The organism is Enterococcus sp. DIV0187 (assembly GCF_051713785.1).
In the GTDB taxonomy this organism is placed as follows: domain Bacteria; phylum Bacillota; class Bacilli; order Lactobacillales; family Enterococcaceae; genus Enterococcus_A; species Enterococcus_A avium.
In genome coordinates this window covers 3,556,862-3,581,605 of the sequence record NZ_JBIOQO010000001.1, presented here as the reverse complement: position 1 = coordinate 3,581,605, position 24,744 = coordinate 3,556,862, and the positions used below count along the sequence as shown (strand labels likewise).

Here is a 24,744-nt window from a genome sequence, read left to right as displayed (position 1 = left end):
TCTATGACACGCTTAACTCCTTAATTATTTTTTCTTTCCCAGATGTTTTATAAATGTAATTCGAAAAAAGAAGTAGAAAAATATTAGATCCAACTGCTAGATATTGATTCTCAATACAAGAAACTAGAATTATAATCATTATTGAAAATAGTAAATAGCTGTCCTTTTTAGCCGATATATCAATAATTTTTAACAAAATAAAAATGTAAAGTAATATCGCAACAATTCCAAATGTTACAAGTACGTATACATAAAGAACATCAACACTTACTAATGCCTTTGATAATCCTAATCTCATAACCTCTTCCCAAGTATATGTTTGAATTCCCCTTCCAAAAGGAGAAAGATGATAATAGTTTATTATCATCTTTCCTAACTCAATACGCGAATTTAAAAAAGTATTCAGTTTAAGATAATTTGGATCACTATAATCGTAGTTGAAGCATAGATAAACAATTAAAACAATTAGAATAAACGCTAAAACTTGAAAAATAAGTCCTGTAACTTCTACACTTAATACCCTTCTAAGTTTGTTCTCAAATATTCTATTTTTCAATAGTTGCCAAGTTGTATACAAAATCACTAAAATAATACCTACTTGATTACTACGAGAATCTGTAATACTACTAGTAGCTACCAACATAGATATTTGAAATAATAAATCCAATACACTGAGCTTCTTTCTTCTAAGATAACCACTATACAGAACTATTAAAAAAATCGCTGTCCCTAGTCTATTGGGGTGTCCATACCCAAATGATTCTCTTATTTTCCCATCATCTCTGACTGTCGTAACATTAATTAGCAAATTCATTTTTGTCAAGAAAAACAATAGTATTGTAAACATAATCCTACTGATTAAATCTATTTTTATAAGTTTATCTAGATTCAAATTTTTCGAACAAACTATTAAAAAGATAATACTAAAAAAACCAATACTTGTTGTCAAATCAATGTTTCGATTTGCAATAAAAGTACCAAACCCCAATCCAAGTAGACTAATCGATAATAATAATTCTCTTTTTGTCCATCGTTGAAATAACAATTTCTGTATTCCAATGATAAACCCAATAAAATAAAGGGAGAGCATTATCATTCTAAAAAATCTATATTGAGCTGGTATGTTAGAAGTCTGAAAAAAATACCCAAAGAGAAAAAATACATACAATAAAGTTGGGCTTTGTTTTGATAGTTGCTTTGTAATCACGTTATCCTCCCAAAATTGCTTATCTTTTTACACTATTGATTATTCCAATTCTGAATATAATTTTTTATAGCGCTCTTTTGTTTTTTCTTGTGAAAAATGTTCCCTTGAAAATTCGCCAATTCTTCTTCCCATTTCCTTAAGTTTATCAGGATCATGTTCCCATATTTGTAAAACAATTTCTAACATCTTTGAGAATTCTTTATGGTGCTCTTCCTCATCTCTATAATCATACATAAATAAATCTCTGCTAGGATAATCACCTAATGTACCTATTACTGGAGCGATTACTGTTCGGTTTAAGGAAAAGGCCATTACCGCACTACTAGAGTTAAGGACACTCTTCTTTGCTAATGGTAGTAAAATGATATCAGCCCAATCAAAAATAGTCTTTATTTCACTTTCTTCAATAAACCTAAAAATCGTTGTTATATTAGAACTATTAGAGCACTTTTCTTCTATATATTTACGATACTCATCTGACATCGGCTCTCCTGCAAAGACAAAATGAATATTCTGATTTTTAAACATCTTAGCAATGCTTATCAACATTTCAATATTTTTATACGGTCTTATCATTCCAAAAAAAAGAGCATGGAGTTCATTTTTCGCATCAGGTAATTCCGAAACAAAGGAGTTAGTTTCCTTTATTGTTTCGGAGTAAACAGGCAGATATACAATACGCATCTTATCTGATATTTCTTTTTCGCTTAAAAAGGCCCCCAAAACTTCTTTTGAATAACTACAAAGCACCGCAATCCTATCAGCTTTTTTGCATAGAAATTTCATTAAAAACCGATTTATTTTAGGAAAATTTGTATCATGAGCTACCTTATTATGCAATGTATAAATTATTTTCATTCCACAATATTTGTAGTAATATACTCGCAATATCTGACGAATAAGTAGAGCACATGCTTTGGGTCGGCTAACATTCGCTATAGAGTCAAACCAGTTTAGATTGATAATTTCAATCTTTTTGGCCAACTGACGATTATGCTTAATGTCAGATAGATCATATACTTCGTATCCAGATTCAACAATTGCATTATAAACGTTTGTTATATAAGGATTCTCTTTTATTTCCTTTGGATAAAGTATAGTATTCATTTCAAGCCTTCCTTCTTAATAAATCATTATAAATATTTGTAAATACATCAAGTTGCCTATCTAAGCTAAATCTCCTGAGTTCATCAAGTAATTGATTCAAACATTGTTGATAAAAAGCATCATTTTCTAAAAATTTATTAATTGCTTCAGATAGTTCATTACTATCACCAGGTTCAACTAATATTCCTGTAACATTATTATTAACTATTTCTGGTAATCCACCAACCCGACTAGCAATAACTGGAAGACCATTCTTGTATGCATCCAATATCACCCTCCCAAATGGTTCTTCCCATACTGAAGGGCATACTAGAACATCACACTGCTCAAGAATCTTAGCAAGTTTCGTTTCATCGAGAAAACCTACATAATTAATTCGAGTATCCTTAATACAAGCTTCCATAACAGCATCCTCTTCAACACCTTTTCCAGCAAAAATTAATCTAGCTTTTGTGCTTTCAATTTTCGCAAATGCTTCCAATAGAACTGTAATTCCCTTATGTGGATATAGCCCTCCCAAATATACAAAAGTTACTTCTTCTCGTGATGATTTCTTCTTTTTATTTATTTGTTTTGAAACCATAATAGAATCGAAATCTATTGCATTGTATACCACGCTATTATTTTTGTTAACAAAGAAATTCATCTCTCTCATATTATTCATCATTGCTTGTGAAGGAGTTGTAACATAGTCTATTGCTTGTAATAATCGTCGATTAATAAAACGATAAGGAACACCAAAAAATAAATCTTCAATATTTAATATACCAGAATCTTTCTCTAATGTGCTTCTTAAATTTACTAGATTATAATCTCTAGCAGTATGTATTATAGGAACTCCTTTTTTTTTGGCTACAAACCAAATTGAAGAAGATATTTCATAAATCCCATTAGTATGAATAATATCAGGTTTAAATTGTTCAATTTCTTTTGAAAAAATGGTGGCGTTGAAGGGATTATAAATGTCTAAAATTCTATGACCAATCATTGTAAAAAGATTTTTTTTAACTTTTCCATATGAATGATAAAATGACTTCAATTTCAATCTCTTTACTCTCACATTTTCGATATATTCAGTTTTATTTTGATTCCCTGCGGTAATTACAAGTACGTCGTGATTTCTTTTGACCAAACCTTCTGCTAATTTTTTAACACTATATTCTCCCCCACCAATAACTTCTGGATAATAGAATGAATTTACTATCAGTATTTTCACCTTATCGATTTTCCCCTCTTCTTATCAAGGTATTGATATAACTTATACGCCTCTTTTGACCATGAATACTTTCTTGTGTTCATAATCCCCTGATCTTCCCGTCTCTTCTTCTCATAACTATCCAATTTTTGAACTTCTTTCAAGCATTGCTCTAAATCCTTTTTACTCTCATTTTTGAAATAGAAAGCTGCTTCCCCTAGAACCTCTGGTAAAGATGTAGAATCTGACGATATAACAGTTGTTCCACATGCCATTGCTTCTAATGGAGGCATTCCAAACCCTTCATATTTCGAAGGAAAAACAAAACACTCTGCATTTTGATACACATATTGTAAATCTTTGTCGTCTATAAAACCTGTAAAATAGAGATTATCCCTAGTATCTCTATTAACCTTCTCAAGTAAATCATCAACTTTCCACCCTTTTCTACCAGCAAGAACCAAAGGAATCTTAATTTCCTTTTTAGTTCTAAGATCATTATAAGCTTCTAAAAGTAATGTAAGATTTTTTCGAGGTTCTAAAGTGGATAAGGTTAAAAAGAATTTTTCTGGTAATTTATATTTCTGTTTTACAAAATTATTGTCTCGACTTTTTGATTTAAAACTGTCAAAATTTCCATCAACACCACAATAAACTATCACTATTTTAGATTCTGGATAATTTAACTTTTCGACGATTCTTTGTTTCGAAAATTCCGAAATAGTAATTATTGATGTGCATTTTCTTATAGCTACTCTGTGAGAAATTCGAAAATACCACTTACTTAAAAATGTCATTGTTTCTGGACAATCCCAACAACAAATATCATGAATTGTAGATATCATATTTTTTTTGAAAAGTATGATTGGTACAGGAAAAGCCATAAATAGGTACCAATCACATTTGTGTCTTCTTATTTCTAAAGGTAATTTTATTTGATTAAAAAAAATTTTACGACATCTTGGAATAACAATCATTTCTACATTAGTATTTTCTTTAAATATTTCAAAAGTATGATAAACTTTTTCTTTAAATATAAGTACATACTCTTCTTCGAATTGCGTAACCATCTGATACGCAATAGAACCAGCGTATCGTTCAATACCTGATAAGTTATCCGCAAGAGAGGTCAAATCTATCAAAATTTTCATTTTATTCCTCAAATCTAATTGTTATTTTCCATAAAACTACACTGGACACTACCATTCTTTTTAATTACGATATTTTATGATAATTGGAATAATCGCAAAAAAATCATTAATGTACCTTTTTGCAAGTCTTTTAGGTTCCTTGAAAACGCGATATAGCCACTCAAATCCTATATTCGAAATCCATTTTGGAGCTCGTCTAATATTACCTGCTTCGAAATCAATAGTTGCACCAATTGACATGCACAATGGAACATTTATCTCTGCTAAATGTGTATAGATAAATTTTTCTCCTTTTGGAGATCCTAAAGAAACTGCTAATATATCAGGTTTTTTATCCTTAATATTTTGAATAACGTTTTTTACTTCTAAGGGATCATTTTCAAAATTATGTGGAGGAGAATTCGTTCCAACAATTAATAATCCTGGATATTTTGAACATAATTTTTTTTTTGCTTTTTCTGCAACCCCTTCAGCTGCGCCTAAAATGAAAATCGAAAAGCCTTCTTTAGAAGCCATTTTGCATACTTCTGGAAATAAATCTGAACCGGATACTTTTTCAACAATTGGTTTTTTTCTTAATCTTGAAATCCAAATTAACGGTTTACCATCCGTTAAAACTAGATCAGCATATTGATATATTTCTTTGAAGTAATTATCTTTTTCTAGTAAAACAACATGGTCTACGTTCGGCGTAACCAGATATGAAGGATTCTTTTTCTTTACTAATTTTTTAATTTCATCAATGGATTCTTCCAATGTAAGATTATCAACACGCATATTTAAAATTTCTAGTTTTGACATTGCTTCCTCCATATGAAAATCATTTTTCTTCATTGAGATAGAACTCGTAAATCTCTTTTAAGGCATCAAATACTGTATTTCTTGGTTCCCATCCAAGTTTACTTCTTATCAAACTATTATCAGACTGAATTATTGGTGTATCAGTTAATCTGAATCGATCAGGATCAATTTCAATTTTGATGTTTTGACTACTCAATTTTATGATGTAATTAAGTAAATCATTTAATTCATATGATTTACCAGAACCTACATTATATACTACCTGATAATCATCGCTTTCAATGATTAAACGATACGCTCTAACAATGTCTTTTACATGGCTAAAATCACGCTTTATATTAAGATTGCCAACATTAATTGTCCCACCATTTTTATTTTTTTCAATTTCTGCAACTTGTTTACAAAAACTCGGCAGGACAAAAGTATCTTTTTGCCCTACTCCAGTGTGATTAAAAGGCCTTACTTCATATATTTTCATACCATAATAATCTCTGTACAATGATATAAAATTACTTTGAGTAATTTTAGAAATGCCATAAGGATTATTAGCACTTAACTGTGTTTTTTCATTCATTGGTTCGTTTTTACTCTTGTATTCCTCACTGGAACCGATAAACATAATCTTTGAAGTTATCTTATACCTTTTGACTGCCTCAAGAATATTTAGAGCGCCTATGACATTAACTGTAATTGTTGTTTGGGGTATACTCCAAGAACTCCCTACACTACTGATTCCAGCTAGATTTATTATCATTTCTGGTTGAGCACGATTAATTACTTCAAAAACTTCCTGATTATTTACAATATCAGCTTTGATAAAAGTTACTCGTTTGCATAACTTTGTTGGTTCTTTCAAGTCCGATCCTATTACAGTATATCCAGCATCTAAAAATTCTTTAGCTAAATACTTCCCAACAAAGCCACCAATGCCAAAAATTAGAATCCTACTCACTCTTGCACCTCATTACTCTTTTTTGTTTCTATCACATTTGAAATGTTACTTTTTTATATTATCTTTAGCTTCCCTCTTAGCAATTTTTAAATCATGCTCCGCCATAATACTACACAGTTCTTCATAACTAGTTTGAAGAGGATTCCAACCTAAAACTGTTTTAGCTTTCGTTGGGTCTCCCCATAAGTTCACAACATCTGTAGGTCTAAAGAATTCAGGACTAACACATACAACCATTTTACCTGTTGCTTTGTCATATCCTTTTTCTTCCATTCCTTCTCCTCGCCAATCAATTTCTATACCATCATGTTTAAATGCTAAAGTAGTAAATTCTCTTACCGTATGTTGAACACCAGTGGCAATAACGAAATCTTCTGGCTTTTCTTGTTGTAACATTAACCACATACATTCAACATAATCTTTTGCGTAACCCCAATCACGCAAGGAATCAAGGTTTCCTAATTCTAAATACTCTTGTGTACCAGAAGCAATCCTACCTGCTGCTAAAGTAATTTTTCTAGTAACAAAGTTCTCCCCACGTCGCTCTGATTCATGATTAAACAGTATACCATTACAAGCATACATACCATATGCCTCACGATATTCTTTGATTATCCAAAACCCATATTGTTTGGCTACCGCATAAGGGCTATATGGGTGGAATGGTGTAGATTCATTTTGTGGACATTCCTCAACTTTACCATAAAGTTCTGAGGTGGATGCTTGATATATTCTACAAGTTTTTGTTAATTCCAACATCCGAACTGCTTCTAAAATTCTGAGAACACCAAGAGCATCTACATCGCTAGTGTACTCAGCAGCATCAAAACTAACTCCTACATGACTTTGTGCAGCTAAATTGTATATTTCCTCAGGCCTTACCTCTGAAATAACTCTAATAATACTGGACGAATCTGATAAATCACCATCATGCAATGTAATCAGTTTTTTATCAATAAGATGCTGAATTCTCTCAGTTGTGGAAACTGATGCTCTTCTAATTATCCCGTGAACTTCATATCCTTTCTCAAGTAAAAATTCGGCTAAATAAGAGCCGTCTTGTCCGGTAATTCCAGTAATCAATGCTTTTTTCATATTTTTTATTCTCCTCATTCTTTAAATCTAATTAGTTTAATTGTTTAAGATACTTTCCTTATAAAACATTATATTTAATCTTATCTTCTACATTAATCGAATTTCCTAATTGTACTTCTACAATTTCAAAATAAACACTTTTCGCTTTCACCGTATGCTTTACACCTCTTGGTATAGATAAAGTATCTCCTTGACTTAACGTCTTTTCGATTCCATCAATAGTAGCGATCCCTTCACCAGTTACAACTGTCCACACTTCATCACGATTATTATGGCTATGATAACTCATTGAATCTCCTGAGCGCATTGATATTTTTATCGTCATAGACTCAGATTGATTATCAATAACCCGATATGTGCCCCAAGATTTTTCAGCATACATAGTATCTTGCTTAAGGCTTTCTACATAGGGCTTCATATAGCCACTTCGCTCTTTATCAGAAACCAGTATTCCATCATTACTAGCTGCAATAACCATATCATTACACCCTAGAGCAATAATAGGAATATTTAATTCATTAATTATTTGAGTATTGTCACAGCAATCATCCATAATAGCATTTCCTTTGATATCATTCGCCATTACTTCAGTCATCATGTTCCAAGTACCAACATCTTTCCAGTCACCACTGTATCTCACTACCTCGATACTTGCTTCTTTTTCGACAACACCATAATCAAAGCTTGTTTTCTCAATTAATTCATATTTCCTGTAAAATTCCTCATACGTTTCAAAGTCTATCAAATTATGAGCTTTATCTATTAAATAACCTAGCTTAAAAGCAAATATTCCCGCATTCCACAAAGCATTTTTCTTGATATATTTCTTTGCTCTTTGAAGATCAGGTTTTTCTTTAAATTCCTTGACTTTACTTATAGAATCACAAGAACTGGGAATGATATATCCATATTTCTCACTTGGATAAGTAGGCTCAATACCCAACAACGTTAAATTTGATTTCTTCTCATTTACATTTTTTTCTAGCTTTTTAAAAGCTTCAAAATATGTATCATCAACATACGGGTCAACTGGGCAAACAATTACACTTTCATCTTTGGAAATATTTTTCTTATACTTAAGAAACACAGCTGCTAACAAAATTGCGGGAAAAGTATCCCGTCTGCATGGCTCCACACAAATAGAAACTCTGTCCTCCAATTGATTTTTAATTGTACTAGCTTGTGTCTTGCTAGTAGCAATAGTCACGTTTGTTTCAGGAATGACTGATTGAATTTGTCTATAGACACGTTGTACCATTGATTCGTATTGATTTTCCTCATTCTTAAACAATTTGATAAACTGTTTGCTCCGTACGTCGTTTGAAAGCGGCCATAATCTTTTTCCACTTCCTCCAGAAAGCAAAATTATGTTCATATTATAACTCCTCATTTATTCCAAGTTTATTCATCAATTGAGTTCTAATCTTTTTGAATTTATTTTTTGCGTCTTCCTTATCCGTCCCTTTAACGCTATAATAAATCTTAATTTTAGGCTCTGTACCAGAAGGTCGAACTGCTACCCACGAATCATCAATCAAAATGAATTTTAAAACGTTTGATTTAGGCAGTGGTTCAAAAAGACTATTTTCTTTAGATCCTAATAGATAATCTATTTTTTTCTTAACACCCTCGAAAAGGTGTTCATCTTCTCTTAGTTCATTCATCAAGTTTTCTATATGTTCTTGTCCAGTCTTACCACTAAAAGTAAAACTATCTAATTCATCTAAATAGTAGCCAAATTCAGAATATAATTCTTCCAATCTCTCTATTAGATTTTTCCCAAGTTTTTTATACAGAGCAGCCATCTCACAAATTAACATACAAGAAACAACAGCATCTTTATCTCTAGCGTGTAACCCAGCAAGGTAGCCATATGACTCCTCATAACCAAATAGAAAATCAAAATCGTGTTCCGTATCTCCACAATTTCTAGCTTGTTCAAATTGAGTTATTTTTTCACCAATAAATTTGAACCCTGTTAAAGTTGTGAAGATTTCAATTCCTTTCTTCTTAGCAATTTCGGCACCTAGTTCAGATGTTACAATAGTTTTTACAACAGTTGGTTTTTTGTAGTTTGATAGATCAGTTGTAGAAAGTAAATAATCGACTAGCAATGCTCCAATCTGGTTTCCTGATAGCAAGTAATAATTATCGTTTGCAGATCGAACTGCTATACCGACTCTATCACAATCCGGATCAGTCCCTAAGACGATATCTGCGTTAATCGTTTTTGCCAATTCAATACCTAAATCAAGTGCGAGTTTGTCTTCAGGATTTGGAGAAGAAACCGTTGGGAAATCACCGTCTAATTCAGCTTGCTTTGGGACTATATTAAGTTTCCTAAAGGAATCTCTTTTTAGTACCTCCATGACAGGAATGTACCCTGCGCCATGTAATGGCGTGTAAACGACACTTAGTTCTTGTTTTAACCCCTCATTCTTTAGTCGACTCTGCAATAAAACAGTATCGATAAAATCATCAGTATCATCAATCATAATTACATCACAATCAGACAAAGTAAAATTTATTTTTTTATAATCGGTTAACTCATTCACATGTTTAATTACTTCTTCTGCCATTTTTGGAACTAACTGACAACCAAACTCATCATACACTTTATATCCATTATAATCTTTAGGGTTATGGCTAGCAGTGATAACAACTCCGGCTAAACAATTGTTCTTTCTTACTGAAAAACTTAGTTGAGGAGTAGGTCTGGCAGATGAGTAAAGATAGGCTTTTACCCCCATACCAATCAAAACATTCGCAACAATTTCAGCAAAAAATTTACTGTTATTTCTAGTATCGTATCCAATAGCTACACCACGTTTCTTGCATTCTTCTTCTCCATAGGTAGCTATCAAATAGTTAGCTAATCCAGTAGTTGCTTTGCCCACAGTGTATTTGTTCATTCTATTGGTTCCTGCACCCATAATTCCCCTGAGTCCACCTGTCCCAAACTCTAATTCTTTATAAAATCTATCTTCTATTTCATTATCTCCTCTTAATCCACCTAACTCAGTTCTAGTTTCAAAATCAAAAAAAGGATCATTCTTCCATTGCGCAAACTTTTCTAAATAAACCATTTATTTCCCCTCAATTATCAAATTTTCTCATTACTTTTTTTGACTAAAAGTTTAGGATCTTAAAAATTAAAGCACTTTGTGCCAATATGCTCAAAGTACTTACCAGTAATATCATTACTAACCAATTTGTCTTCCTTCAAAATATAAGATATTTAATTTGAGAACTCTTCTATATTTTCATCTTACAAAGCTTTGAATAGTTAGCAATCAAAGTTCAAAAAATATGCTCTAAGTACACAAATGTATTAATAGGCACCCTTGGGCTTAGTCATAACTTTGATTGTTTTTAAAATTAAAGAAATATCTTTCTGCACACTTCTAGTCTGAATGTATTCAATATCAAAATTGACCATCTCATCAAAATGTACGTCATTACGTCCATTTACTTGCCATAATCCTGAACATCCTGGCTTTACAAGCAAACGTTGCATATCATACTGTGTATACTCAGCAACTTCCCTTTGCAATGGCGGCCTTGGTCCGATTAAACTCATATCGCCCTTAATGACATTAATCAGTTGTGGGAGTTCATCCAAACTAGTCCTTCGAATAAATTTCCCAAATTCTGTAACTCTTGGGTCCTCTTTCATTTTGAACATAGCACCCTTGATTTCATTTTTGTCAACCAACCCATTCAATTTCTCTTCCGCATCTACACACATTGATCGAAACTTATACATAGTAAACAATTTACCATTTCGCCCAACGCGTTTTTGCGCAAAGATTACCGGAGCACCCGGCTCATCCTTATGTATTTTATAACCTATCCAAAGCATAATCGGAGAAATCAATATTATTCCGATAAGTCCTGCAAAAAAATCAATGAGTCGTTTAACAAAATCATATCCCTTTTGCTTCCTAATTTTTTCTTTATCTACCCAAATTAATAGAGATCCTTCTCTCTCTACAGGAGACTTGGTCTTCAATATATTCACATCCCCAAAGTACTTTTCACTTTTCATAATAAGCTCCCCCAAACAAATTATTAACTAAAGAATTTGAAGCGTGATTCCTTTATCATTGTAAATTCCGGTCTAACAACTTCATCACCATTTACCAGATCTTTCGCCATTTGCTGCATCTCTTCAACCATTCTTGCTCCACCAATTTTATGAATTTCTTCATAGGCTTCCTTCATCAGAAACGTTCGGTGTCTTAGATTGTGTGCATCGGAAGCAACCATGTATAGCATGTTGTGCTTTAACATAGTTCTTGCTGTTTTTTGAATATCTTTTCCAAAGACGCCAACAATACTTGGCGCTGTTAACTGAGTAAGCACCCCCATCTGCAAGAATGGTATTAATCGATTTAGATCTTTTCGAAAGATCGCATTCCTCTCCGGGTGAACAATTACTGGAACATGACCATGACTCATTAACTCAAAGAAAAGTTGCTCTGAATACTCTGGTACATCGCCAGAAGGAAACTCAATCAGGATATATGTATTATCAAGGTCAGTAAATAAAATTTCTTGATTTTGAATATCCTCTAACAGTGACCCTGTAACCCGTACTTCTTGTCCTTCTAAGAGAGTGAGTGGAATATCCTCTTGATCCAAAACTGATTGCAACTGGTTGGCTCTAGTAATCACTTGCTGAGCAGGATTGGAATACTTCCCGTTATTATGATGCGGTGTGCACATCAAGTGCGTGATCCCCTGACTCACCGCTTTTTTTGCCATTTCGATACTATCTTCAATCGTTTGAGCACCATCATCTACTCCCGGTAGAATGTGGCTATGCAAATCAATCAAGCCCTTCACCTTCTTGTGCTAGTTCTCTGTGCCATAATAGTAATAACCTTGATCATTTGCATCAGTGCTGCCGTTAAAAACAGCGCCTAATACATTGGCATTTACCATGGATAACAGCTCGCGAGCCTTTTGTAAGGAATCCTTGCGAGTAAAGTTCTCACGCACTACTAACATGGTGCCATCTGCTTTCGAAGCAACGATTTGAGCATCCGTTACCGCCACGATCGGCGGCATATCAAAGATCACAAAATCATAATCTGAGCGTAACTCTCTAACTAGTTGATCCATCCGAGTCGAACCTAATAATTCTGAAGGGTTAGGAGACTTTGGACCGCTAGTCATTACATAAAGATTAGGAACAATACTTCGCTGAACTGCCTCGCTGACGTTCATATCTGTACTTAGAACATTACTCAATCCCACGCCATTATTTAATAGGAAGGTTTTGTGCACGGTGGCTTTACGCATGTCCGCATCGACTAATAAAACGCTTTGTCCTGAATTAGCAAATACCACTGCAAGATTCGCTGCTGTCGTTGATTTTCCTTCTCCAGGACCTGATGAAGTGATTACTAATGTTTTAATTTGACGATCTGCTGAAGAAGCAAATTGGATATTTGTACGAATTGTACGATAGCGTTCTGAGACTGGTGAGCTTTTATCTACTAACGTAATCAAGCTGACTGCTTGAGCTACATCTGATTGTTTGAATTTTTTAGCCATAACTACCTCCTAGACCCGTTTTCGTCTGCGACGATCAAGAGCCATGTCTGTTTCATTTTTTGGAACTTCTCTTTTAGTGATCTTCGGTGCTGGTTCACGACGAATTTTGGCATTTAATTCTTTTTGGGTTAACTCTGGGATATTCCCTAAAAGTGTTAAACCAAATTCATCTGTTAAAGTTTTGCTTTCCTTAACTGTGCGATCCAATAATTCTAGAAGAACAGCTAGAAAAGTTCCTAACATTAAACCAATTAATAGCCCCGCTGCAATTGTCAGCTTCTTATTCGGAAAGACTGGTGAACTGGTTGCGACTGCTTGAGAGATAATTGAAATCCGATCGACATTCAACACATCTTTCGCGTTAGCCTTAAAAATTTCAGCAGTCGTATTCGAAATATTCGCTGCTTCTCTTGGACTTTTACTTGTTGCTATAATTGAAAACATTTGAGAGTTCTGATTTTGTTCTACCTTGATACTCTCCTTAAGGTCATTGGTAGTCATTTTTAAGCCGTATTCAGAACTTAGTTTCTCTGATACTTCCTTAGTTACCAAATCCCCGGTGATAATATCTTTATATGTATTGATCATCTGCAAGTTGGTATTCACATCGTTGGCATTGGTTGTTTCTGTTTGCGGCAATGTGACTACTAGCTGTGCTTGTGAACTGTATTTCGGTGTTAAAATGAAAAAGGCTAACAGACCTGAGATCAAAAGGCCCACTAAACCTCCTAAAATGATCAATCCGATCCTTTTCCTTAATAGTTCAAATAATTGTTTAATACTGATTGTTTGCTCCATAAGACCCTCAACTTCCCTATACTTTACTTTTAACTCATTCGGTTAGTTTCCTTAAATAGCAGAAATAGTATATCAAAAAAGCTTGATACGAAAGGCATTCCTTTAGAAACTTTAGCTTCTTTTTTCAACGTCTTTTATAAAGAAAAAGAATTTAACAATGCCGGTTTCGCTTCTTTTGCTAAATGCTATTTCTATTAAAGCTAAGTTGCTTCATTTCCATAAAAAAAGCATGAAAAAAACTTTCTCCAAATTAAAACGTTAAATACTTGTTTTATATAATGCTAACCAAATAAAAATACAATGTTTTTTTGTTTATTCATTCACTTAGATGATTGCGCACTCATACCATTTTAACTTAAAAAACACAATCAACGTTATTATTATAGTTCAGACGGTCTGCAATATCAATGATTATTTAAACAGCAATTATAACATTATATTCATTTTTTATTTCAAAAAAGCGCTTAAAAATAAAAATGATTTTATATATTATAAGTTGAATGTATTGCTATTCACTATTATATTGAAAAAGAAAGGGGATTCCCTCAGCGATTCGTCTCCATAAATAATCGTCTCTTTTATTTTCGTCACAGTTGAAATCTGTTTGATACATTTGAAATTTTTGAATTAGTCTTTCTTCCTTCAAAAAAAGTGCAGTATGTATCAATTCTTTCTTAAAAATTGAAAAACTCCTTTACGCAAAAAACTGTAGGCAGTGCTCCATTTCCGAGCATTGCCTACAGTTCAACTTAGCTTATTTTTGATTCCTATTTCTTCGTGTGTACGTGACGCCAGTAATGATAAGAACAAGAATCACTCCTATTATGACCGATAGCACCCCTTTAGCTTCGCCCGTTTTCGGATAAAATCCTTGCCCGGGTTTCCTTTGTTGATTAGGTCGGTTTGGAGTATTCGGTATTTGCTTATTCTTGGCTACTACATCAACCTGTGCTGGTTTGTCATTGTTTTTCGTTGCAATGGTGAATTCAACGAGTTTGTCTGACAATTGGTAGCCGACTGGCGCTTTGGTTTCTTTAAAGTAGTACTTGCCAGGTGCTAGATTCGTTACCTGCAATTTGCCATCGGCATCTGTCTTAAGTTTTTCGCGTAAGACTGATTGACCGCTATCAAGTAATTGGAATTCGGCATTTGTCAAATGCTTGCCGGTATTATCGGCAGCAACTTTTGTCAGAACAGCCTTTCCTTGATAGTTAATGAAGTTTTCGCTAGCTGCGACTACTTCTGGCTGACCTTTCGCTTCAGCCTTGATCGTAAACTCAACTGGTTTGGTATTGATAATATAGCCTGTTGGTGCTTTTGTCTCAACAAATTGGTAATCACCTGGCGCTAGATAATCAACCATTATTTCACCATCAGCATTGGTTTTCAAGTCTTTAATGATGACTTGACCTTTGTTCGTTTGCAATTCAAAGAGCGCATCTGCTAGTTTTTTACCTTTTTCGTTGGTCTTGATTAATTTGGCTGAGCCTTGGTAATTGATGAATGGATCATCTATGACTACTGCTTGGTTACCGTCTTCGGTTGATCTATCGATGGTGAACGGCACTTCCGTGGTGTTGATCACGTATCCAGTTGGTGCTTTGACTTCTTTGAATACATAATCCCCTGGTGCCAAGTCTGTTGCGATAACTTCACCATTTTCATTAGACTTGATCGTCTTACCGACTTGATTATTATCTTCATCTAAAACTTCGAACTCTGCATCTTTCAAAGGCTTATCGTTTTCATCAGTCTTAATCAATTTGGCTGAGCCTTGATAGTTAATGACTGGTTCGTCTGGCATCACTACTGCTGGCTGTCCTTCTGCTGTATCGCTAATCGTAAATACGATCGGCGTTTGATTGACAATATAACCGGAAGAATAGGTCTCGATCAAATGATAGCTGCCAGGAGCTAGGCCTGTTAACGTCATTACACCATTTGTATCGGTTGTTCCTTGTTTAACTGGTTTTTCGATGCCGTCTTTAAATAGGTCGAACTCGACATCCTTCAAAGCTGCTCCAGCTTTATTTTGCTTGATTAGCAGGAAGGTTCCTTTGTAGTTATTAAACGGTTCATCGTCGTTTGCCTGAACAGATGTTGGTTCACCTGAAGCATGATCTGGAATCGTAAATGGCACTTTTGTACTATTAATCAAGTATCCTTCTGGTGCTTCGATTTCAATTAGATCGTAATCGCCTGGTGCCAGTCCATCAAAATGAACGATGCCGTCTTCTTTTGTCGGCTGACCTTTAGCGATTTGCTTGCCGTCTTGATCTTCAACCGCAAAGATTGCTCCGGCTAATCCTTCATCATCTGTTGTCCGATCAAAGGCGACTTTCTTCATTTCAACGGAGCCTTTGTAGTTGATAAAGTTTTCACCGTTATTAGCTTGGACTTGCTGCGGTTCACCTTTTGCCTCTACGGGTATCTCGAATGATACTGGATCAGCGTTGATCAGATAGCCAGCTGGAGCTTTCACTTCTTTAAAGGTATATTTGCCTGGAGCCAACTCATTAGCAACAAGCTCTCCATCGGTGTTACTTGTAATGGACTTGATTACTGGATTTCCTGATGCATCTAAAACATTAAAAACTGCTCCGGATAACTTGGTCCCGTCCGCATTTGTTTTCGTCAAGATCGCTGAGCCTTTGTAATCGATAAAGTTTTCGCCATTCAACGCTTCGACTATCGCTGGGTTGCCAGCAGCCTCTTTAGCAATCGTAAACGGTATTTCTGTCTTGTTGATCAGGTAATCATCAGGAGCTTTGGTTTCAACAAATGTGTATTTGCCTGGGGCTAATCCATTTGCTGTAACGTACCCGTCTTCATCAGAATAGATTTTTTCACCGACTGGCTGATCGTTTTCATCCCGCACTTCAAATTCAGCATTTGCTAATGGCGTGTTCTTCACATTCGTCTTCCGGAAGTGGGCAGAACCTTGATAGTTTACAAAATTTTCACTGGCAGTGACTATTGCTGGTTTGCCTTTTGATGCTGCCTCGATGGTAAATGGTACTGGTGTGGTATTGATCAGGTACCCGTTTGGTGCTTTGGTTTCGACGAATTGATAATCGCCGGGTTCGAGATCTTTTACCGTAACTTCACCATTTTCATTAGTCGTCAAATCTGTTTGGACTGTTTTTCCAGCGCTGGTTTGAACGTCAAAAACAGCATCTGGTAATAATTTCCCAGATTCGGCTTTTTTCGTCAGCTTCGCCGTTCCTTGATAGTTTTCAAAATCGCCAAGGTCCAATGTTATCGGTTTATCTTTTTGCGGATAGACCGTAAATTTGTGCTCGGTCGTGTCCAGAATGTAGCCTTTTGGTGCTTTGGTTTCCTTCAAGACATAGTCGCCAGCACTCAATCCTTTCGCATAAAACTCGCCATCAGCATCAGTTTTGATGATTGTTTGATCGTTGCCAGCTTTATCAGTCGTTTTGATTGGTTGGTCTAGCGTGTCTGCTCTGAAGAGCTGGTATTCCGCTCCTTCAAGCTTCTTACTGCCGCTAACCTTTCTCCCTTTAATGGAAGCTTGGTAATTGGCTAAATCTAACGTCATACCGTTGACTTGCTGATTATCCACTACAAAATAGATTGGTTGGCTGCTGATCACGTAATTTGATGCAGTCTGTGCTTCGATCAATTTGTAGCTGCCGTTTTCTAACGCCAGATTACTCAAATCGATCGTTCCATCGTTTTCTGGTTTCAAATTGTCTTTAACCAGTTCGCCATCGGTGCTTCCATCATCGATGTACAACGCAAAGGCGACCTGTGACAAATCTAAATCGCCGGAGGATTCGCCATCGCTTTTCTTCAACTCTATTTCTTTTCTGCCATTTTGGAAATCCCCGTTATCAACAACATACTCACCGTCTTGGATGGTATTCGTATGATTTTGTTTATCGGTCATTGGCATTGTCGCTGGAACCCGTTCAGGAATTACAAAAGTCAATGGGAAGGTATTTAACAAGTAGCCACTTGGTGCCGCTGTTTCCTTCACATAGTAGGTGCCAGGCGCTAGATCTTTGAATTCAACGATTCCTTTTGCATCAGATTTTACTTTCGCCGGATTTGTATCACTGAAATCAGACTTCGTATACAGTGTGAATTCTGCTTCTGCTAGATTAACGGTCTTGGAATCATCATTAATATCATTACCGACTTTATGCAGACGGATCGTACCGCGATAATTTGCGACATCCTCTTTGATTTTCACAATTGCAGGTTCACCTTGGCTTTCTGCTGGTATCTCGAAAGCTAAGTCTTCACTGGTCATGATGTATTTGCCCTCATTACCTTTGTCTGGTGCTTCGGTTTCCACGAAACGATAGCGGCCAGGGGCTAATCCGGTTACGCGAACGAGACCTTTATCATCGGATATTGCGGTTTTGCCGGCAACATCTTTTCCTTGCTCATCAACAACTTTGAACTTCGCGCCTTGTAATACGGTGCCATCGCCATCGGTCTTGGTCAATTCCGCGGTTCCTTGATAGTTCATAAAGTGCTCTTGAACCGTCACGACTGCTGGTTGACCGTCGGCATTTTTTGCGACAGTGACTGGCACGGTCGTGGTATTCAATAGGTAGCCGGCTGGTGCTTCGACTTCCTTAAAGGTGTAGTCGCCAGGGGCCAGCTTATTGAATATGACTTCACCTTTGTCGTCGGCTGTTAATGCAGCGCCGACAGGATGATCGTCGTTATCTAGCAACTGGAACTTCGCCCCGGCTAATGGTCGATCATTGTCATCGGTCTTGATCAATTTGACTGAGCCTTGATAATCCTTGAAAGGTTCAGTGATCGTAACTGTTTGCGGTTGACCATCTGCTGAAGCTGGAATCGTGACGTTGAGTACTTGATCATTGAGTAAATAGCCAGTTGGCGCTTTGGTTTCTTTGATCGTATAATCCCCAGGTGCCAATTTATTGATCGTGACTTTTCCATCTGGACCAGAGATTCCGGTGCCGACGGCTTTGTTACTACTATTATATATAGTAAATTCCGCGCCTCTTAATACTTGATCATCTTGATCGACTTTCGTTAGTGTGACCGCTCCTAAATAATTTCGCAGGGTCAGCTTGCCGCCGGGAGCCGTTTGGTCGTTTGTTGTAACGACTGCTGGTTTGCCAGCCGCACTATTTGGAATCGTAAATTTGATTTTTTGCGTGTTTACGAGATAGTTGTTGCTGTTTGAAACTTCTTGGAAATAGTAATTTCCAGGCGCTAGTCCATCGATCGTGACATTTCCATCAGCATTAGACTTAATACTTTCCGGTGTAATTTTTACCGGTTCAGCCGCATCGGTATAGACGTCAAAGGCTGCTCCGCTTAATTTACTAAAACCGTTATCAGACGTATTCTCCGCTTCTTTGTAAAGCCGTGCCGAGCCTTGATAATTGACATTGGCATCGCCAGTAATCGGGATGTCCAGAATGGCTGGCTCACTTTCGGCTTGGGCTTGAACAACGAAAGGAATTTCTTTGGTGTTCAACAGATAGCCGTTTGGTGCAGTTTTTTCGACAAACTTGTAGCTGCCGGGAGCTAATTCAAAGGCCCGCACATTTCCATCTAAGGCATCAGATGTGAAAACTCCGTTGCTGTTTGCGCCATTCGCTGAATCAGTAATCGGCTGCCATTGACCGTTTCGTTGCATCAATAATTGATAGTTCGCACCGCCTAAGCCACGGCCCTGCGCATCAACTTTTTGGAAACGCACCCCTTCTTTATAGTTTTTGAAGGGTGTTTTTTCATCTACGACCAGCTTCTGTCCTTCATTGTCGATCGTAATCGCAGAAGCGCCTTGATTATTGGATACTGGAGTCGTAAAGCGAATCAGCTGTTGATTAATCAGATAATTATCTGGCGCTTGCGTTTCTTTGATGGCATAGGTCGTTCCTGGTGCTAGATTATTAAAGGTAAAGTATCCATCTGTACCGGAAGTAACGCTATTGCCGATCGCTGTTTTACCATCCGCAGTATACAGTTGGAAACGAGCACCAGCCAATGGTGTCTCTTTTCCAGCTGCGAAATCGCGTCCATCGACTTTCTTGAAGCGAGCGGAGCCTGAATAATCGATCAACGCCTCGCCATTATTCAACTGGATCGTTGTAGGTACTTGGTTGCCGATCGAGATAGGATCGATTGCAAAAGTCATTTCTTTACTATTTAAATAGTAACCGTCTGGCGCTTTGCTTTCCTTTAATTTATATTTACCTGGTGCCAGATTAGTTAGATTCAATTGACCATTGCTGTTAGTCACGTAGTTACTCTGATTACCATAATCACTGTAGTCATTCGAATTCAACTCCGCACGCTGCAAATTGAACTGTGCACCAGCAAGATTTTTGCCCGTTTCGTTGGTTTTCTTCAAAACTGCGGAACCTTGGTAGTCCTTTAATCTGAGCATCCCATCAATTACTTTTTGATCATCGACGAAAACATTTCGTGTATTATCATCGTTTTTCTTCACTTCAAACTTGATCCGTGTTTGATTGATTTGATAACCAGCGGGTGCCATTACCTCTTGGATGTAATACTGACCATCTTCTAGACCAGAAAGGTCCACCCCATCGGTTGTTGCCTCATATCCTCGCAAGAAGGTGTAATTGGGCGCATCTTTCGTCCCCTCATTTACATATAAACTGAATAGCCCGCCAGCGAGTGCTTTCCCGACACTATCAGTCTTGTTGAAAATGACTCTAATCGGTTCATTCTTTAGCTCAGTGACCACAGGTTTATTGCTAGTGTCTGCGATTACTCGTTTGCCCTTCAATAAATCAGATGAAATCGTATAGCCATCTGGCGCTTGGATTTCTTTGACATAATATTCATACACAGGACTGGTAGCGATCAGGTTACCGAACGTGGCCATCCCCTGACTATCTGTTGTTGTCTGATAAAGTATGACCGATTTATTAGTCTGCGTATTTTTGCGGATCAATTGGAGAACGGCTCCTGGAACAACCTCTCCATTACCATTTTCTTTTTGTACAACAACTTTGCCTTTTGTTCCATAAGCAGAGCCGCCAGATTCTTGAACGGTAACAGTGACCGTTCCTTCAGTATCTTTTCCAGGCAATTCTCTGCCTTCACTCGAAATGGATGCATCATTCGTGACTTTTTCTGTTTTAGAAGCAAAATTAGGTTCAGTCTCATAAGTTAAGATATACGGCTTTTCAATCACACCCGTCAAGAACCCGCCCTCGCTGTTAGGATCAGCTTTTTCCTTGATCCCAGACATATCCACCGTGAAGGTTTGTTGTCCTGTCGCTGGATCGGTAACTACCTGAATATGATACTGATCCGTCGGTACTTCCTGATCGGGTTGCACAGTTGTTTCATTACCGGAGCCTGAATATTTGCCCGTGTAAAGCTTGAAGCTGTCTTCTTGGATGATCTGATTGGCGCTTGGATGATCTTCCACTTTGACATTCGATAGTAAGGATTGATTCGGGTTGAGCGTAAGATGCCAATTGATCTTTCCCGTTTGTAAATTGAAATTTGCATCCTTCATCGCCGATTTCCCGCCAAAAGCAATCGATACAGAAGCCGGCAATTCTTGTTTTACTCCATCAATATCAACAGTCGCAATATTTTTGTAAGTAGATTGATCGTAGACAATTTGATTTTTCAAAGTAGTCTTAAACTGGATTTGATAGACCATCGGCGTGGAGTTGCCATCCCAGCCTGGAATGAAGTTCCCTGCTCTTCCAAAACCTATCGACAAGCTGCCTTGATCATTTTCACCTGTTGGTTTCGGATTCGTCACCGTCAAGTAGCTTTTTCCCACTTGGTTTCCTTGGTAAGGTTCCTTAGTCGTTGCTTGAAATTTCCCACTAGCATTGATCGTTCCTCGGGTGACTGTTAATGAATCAGGCTCGTACACCTGATTTCCAGTAATCGGATCATTGAAATCAAATTCGGAGACCCCTAAATTATTGTAGTTCGTTACAATTGTCCAAGTAATCTCCTTGGTTGCCGGATTGTAGCTGCCAGATTTCATTCCTTGATTGACTTCTTGAGTACTCGTCTTGAAATCCGTACTGCTAGAAGCACCATAAGGCTGTCCATTGTTGGTGAATGCCACATTCATCGTATTTTTGTAATCAAGACTAGTATTCGGATTCGGGGACCCTTCACTAAATTGATTGTACGTGATGTAATACTCCATTTGGAATTGATGAGCTGTCTTCGCATAAGCATTTTGATAGTTTACACTGAAATCGGTATAGCCTGTTTGTTCCTCATTCAAATGGATATCCATAACATAATCAGACGTTTCAGAGTCACCGGCTGTGTACAAAACCTTCCCATCCTTAGCTAGAATGCGGATAGCTCCAGTTAAAAGACGATTACTAGCTGACACATCTCGAATATACACACCTGCATCTGCTTCACTTTCAGGCACCTTGACTTTGAAAGGAAAACTAGCATACCCTTCATTCGTATAGCTCATCGTATCAGTAAAGAGAGCATGCTCCATTTCATATTTATTCTTATTGATATCAATCAAATAATGCGCCGTTTTCGTTCCGACATCGATTGTTGGTTTATTTTTAATGACCACCTGCTGTGCAGGATTGGTTTGAATTTCTGTTGTTGGCGGTAAATTTTTGGTCTTGGCTTGGTTCGTTACCTGTACTGCTGAATTATTCGCGACAATTTTATTGACCTTTGTTTTATAAGCAATATTGATAGCTTTCCCAGCTTGGACATTATTTTTAAAGGTCACCGTAAAGGGATTCGTAGATGTATCAATCGTGTAATCTTTCGGATTGATTGGTGCACCATTAACAGGATTCCCTTTGCTATCAAAGTTCACTTGATAAACATTAAAGCTGTTAGGATCGACATCCATATTCGACGAGTAAGCATCTGAGACCACCGTATCATTCGCAAGTTCTTTTTGACCATAATTGTAACGAATCAACCAGCTGTATACTTGTCCAACGCGATCATAACCAGTTTTTACTTTTTCCAAGGCTTTTTTATAGTTCAATACAACGGAAGCCGAGGTTTTCAGATTGATCGTATCTGTCGTTAAATCGACGTTGTTAATCACTGTAACCTTGCCGCCATCAGTCGGTTTAGCTGAATCATTGATCTTCGTGGAATACATAATACGGTAAGGTCGATCAACCGGCGTATTGAATTGGATCGAGCCATCGTCTGCCACTGTATATTCACTCGGATCAAGCGGTGTAGAGTCTGTCCCCGTTACTTCTCCATTGAAGTCAACATTCAACGGATAGACAACGACTGCCCCAGCCGCTTCTTTATCAAACGCGACTTGCTTTGGAAAATGCTCCGTCACAAGAGGATTCGTCAATTCACTAAAATCCTTATTGAAATCTACTTGCCAGTTGATTTTAGTGGGGTTATTCGGTGAATCCGGCTGTCCCGCCTTACTGATCGATGAACCGCCAGTTGTTTTGATACTTACTGTTACTGGTGGGATATTGGTTTTACTAGGATAAATAATTTTTGTCTTTCCCGGCCGCGTGACTTGTTTCTGATCAAAGTAAACATCAGCTGAAATAGAGCCGCCATTCGCTGGCAAAAAGTCTTCGTTCTCTTGTTTGGTAAAAGTAATTCGTACTTTTTGCGTATCTGCATTAAATTCATAGTTTCCATAAATTTTTCCATCGTCATCAACTAGATTTCCATGTGGTGAAGGCTGCTTAATCGTAAGTCCTTGAGGAAAATCCATCTCATAATAATCACCAGGCACCATCTCAGTCCGAACCGCATCTGGTATAGTAAAATCCAAATCAAAATCGATCGTTGAATGGATCGTTGGCGGATCAGGATTGAAATTCAATTGAATCTTTTTGACAAAATTATCACCTGGCGCATATTGACTGAATAAATCATCAATTGGCCCCGCTGCTCTCGGTTCGCTTTGTTGTTCCTCTGCTTGTACTTTGAGACTTGGTTCTTTTTTCTTATTCGGTTTCGTACTCTCAGTGGTTGCTTTCGAGCTGTCTTTAGCTGATTCTTGACTACTAGCTGTTGCTTCTGTAACAGAATCTTTACTGCCTTCTGTCCTAGTTTCCTCACTCTTAATGGAACTTGAATTTTCACTAGACTCGTTATTCTCTGGTATAGTTAATTGGAAAATTTTTTGGTTTTCATGAAAAATATCTATTGTTTTGTCAGGACCGCGAGTGATCCTGCCTATCAAATTTAGCCTAAAGCGATTTTCACCTTTTACTAATTTGTTGAAACTGAGAGTGTACTTCGTTCGAGTACCGGTCGCATCAACAGTGTATTCACCTATTGTTTCGTTGGTTTCATTTAAAATATTGTTCTCTTTATCTTTACTGTCTTCCTGTGTAAAAGCTTTCGTCATTTCAAAAGTGACCGGTTGGTTATTTTCTACTGAACTATTGATTTTTCCGTTTAAATTCATTTCATATTGATTCTTGACCAAATCTTTGCTAATCATTTCACTATTTTTGTCAAAAAGTAATGAATTTGTAATCTCATCAGAGCTTTCCGTGCTGCCTGTTTTCGCAGGTATCGGCTCCGATGCCGTGGATAGCACCTGTTGTGGATCACTAGTCATTGAGTTTAGTGTTGAGCTATCGCTAGTTGCGTTACTATGAGAACTTTCAGCGGTGTCTGTGGCGGTCGCAAGAAGCGGCGAGGCAAAGCCTCCAACGATGCTCAATAGCATAACTGCACTTACCCATCTCTTCATATTCTCCCGATTTTTCATATAATCCCCACTTTTCAAATTTTCTAATTATCTCTTGCTCAATTAAAAGAAAATCAGATAGTTTTTTTATAATTATGCTATGATTATTTTCACTTTACAAACAATAACCCCTGAAATCGTCCATAAAATTTTAAAACCAGAAAATTAGAATGAAAG

Annotated in this window: 14 protein-coding genes; all 14 read right to left on the bottom strand. The window is 36.7% G+C overall.

Translation table 11 applies throughout. The features are described 5' to 3' along the window. Window position 1 precedes the first annotated feature (1 nt). Window positions 2-1,207: a hypothetical protein gene (locus IGI52_RS17470; RefSeq protein ID WP_438781921.1), complete on the bottom strand. Its 1,206-nt coding sequence runs from the start codon at window positions 1,205-1,207 to the stop codon at window positions 2-4. 39 nt (window positions 1,208-1,246) lie between these two features. Further along, a complete protein-coding gene (locus IGI52_RS17465; protein ID WP_438781920.1) occupies window positions 1,247-2,314 on the bottom strand; it encodes a glycosyltransferase family 4 protein in 1,068 nt (355 codons plus the stop codon). Between the two features lies 1 nt (window position 2,315). After that, entirely contained in the window at window positions 2,316-3,530 is a 1,215-nt protein-coding gene (locus IGI52_RS17460; protein ID WP_438781919.1) for a glycosyltransferase family 4 protein, read from the bottom strand. Further along, entirely contained in the window at window positions 3,527-4,660 is a 1,134-nt protein-coding gene (locus tag IGI52_RS17455) for a glycosyltransferase family 4 protein (protein ID WP_438781918.1), read from the bottom strand. Before IGI52_RS17455 ends, IGI52_RS17460 begins: the two co-directional genes overlap by 4 nt. Before the next feature lie 60 nt (window positions 4,661-4,720). Continuing rightward, complete coding sequence (locus tag IGI52_RS17450; RefSeq protein ID WP_438781917.1) at window positions 4,721-5,461, bottom strand: WecB/TagA/CpsF family glycosyltransferase; 741 nt, start codon at window positions 5,459-5,461, stop codon at window positions 4,721-4,723. Between the two features lie 19 nt (window positions 5,462-5,480). After that, the gene (locus IGI52_RS17445) at window positions 5,481-6,413 is read right to left on the bottom strand and encodes a GDP-mannose 4,6-dehydratase (RefSeq protein WP_438781916.1); all 933 of its coding nucleotides are present in this window, start codon (window positions 6,411-6,413) and stop codon (window positions 5,481-5,483) included. A 45-nt stretch (window positions 6,414-6,458) separates the two neighbouring features. Continuing rightward, window positions 6,459-7,508, bottom strand: coding sequence for a GDP-mannose 4,6-dehydratase (gene gmd, locus IGI52_RS17440; protein ID WP_438781915.1), 1,050 nt, complete (start codon window positions 7,506-7,508; stop codon window positions 6,459-6,461). Between the two features lie 58 nt (window positions 7,509-7,566). Beyond that, window positions 7,567-8,883, bottom strand: coding sequence for a sugar phosphate nucleotidyltransferase (locus IGI52_RS17435; RefSeq protein ID WP_438781914.1), 1,317 nt, complete (start codon window positions 8,881-8,883; stop codon window positions 7,567-7,569). Window position 8,884: 1 nt separating this feature from the next. Next, window positions 8,885-10,594: a phospho-sugar mutase gene (locus IGI52_RS17430; protein WP_438781913.1), complete on the bottom strand. Its 1,710-nt coding sequence runs from the start codon at window positions 10,592-10,594 to the stop codon at window positions 8,885-8,887. Window positions 10,595-10,839: 245 nt separating this feature from the next. Then, a complete protein-coding gene (locus IGI52_RS17425; RefSeq protein WP_438781912.1) occupies window positions 10,840-11,556 on the bottom strand; it encodes a sugar transferase in 717 nt (238 codons plus the stop codon). Between the two features lie 23 nt (window positions 11,557-11,579). Next, window positions 11,580-12,347 carry a tyrosine-protein phosphatase gene (locus tag IGI52_RS17420; protein WP_438781911.1) on the bottom strand — a complete coding sequence of 256 codons (768 nt, stop codon included), beginning with the start codon at window positions 12,345-12,347 and terminating at the stop codon, window positions 11,580-11,582. An 18-nt stretch (window positions 12,348-12,365) separates the two neighbouring features. Further along, window positions 12,366-13,070, bottom strand: coding sequence for a CpsD/CapB family tyrosine-protein kinase (locus IGI52_RS17415; RefSeq protein ID WP_438781910.1), 705 nt, complete (start codon window positions 13,068-13,070; stop codon window positions 12,366-12,368). A gap of 9 nt (window positions 13,071-13,079) precedes the next feature. Next, entirely contained in the window at window positions 13,080-13,868 is a 789-nt protein-coding gene (locus IGI52_RS17410) for a YveK family protein (RefSeq protein WP_438781909.1), read from the bottom strand. A gap of 754 nt (window positions 13,869-14,622) precedes the next feature. Beyond that, complete coding sequence (locus IGI52_RS17405; RefSeq protein ID WP_438781908.1) at window positions 14,623-24,588, bottom strand: SpaA isopeptide-forming pilin-related protein; 9,966 nt, start codon at window positions 24,586-24,588, stop codon at window positions 14,623-14,625. Between the last annotated feature and the right edge of the window lie 156 nt (window positions 24,589-24,744).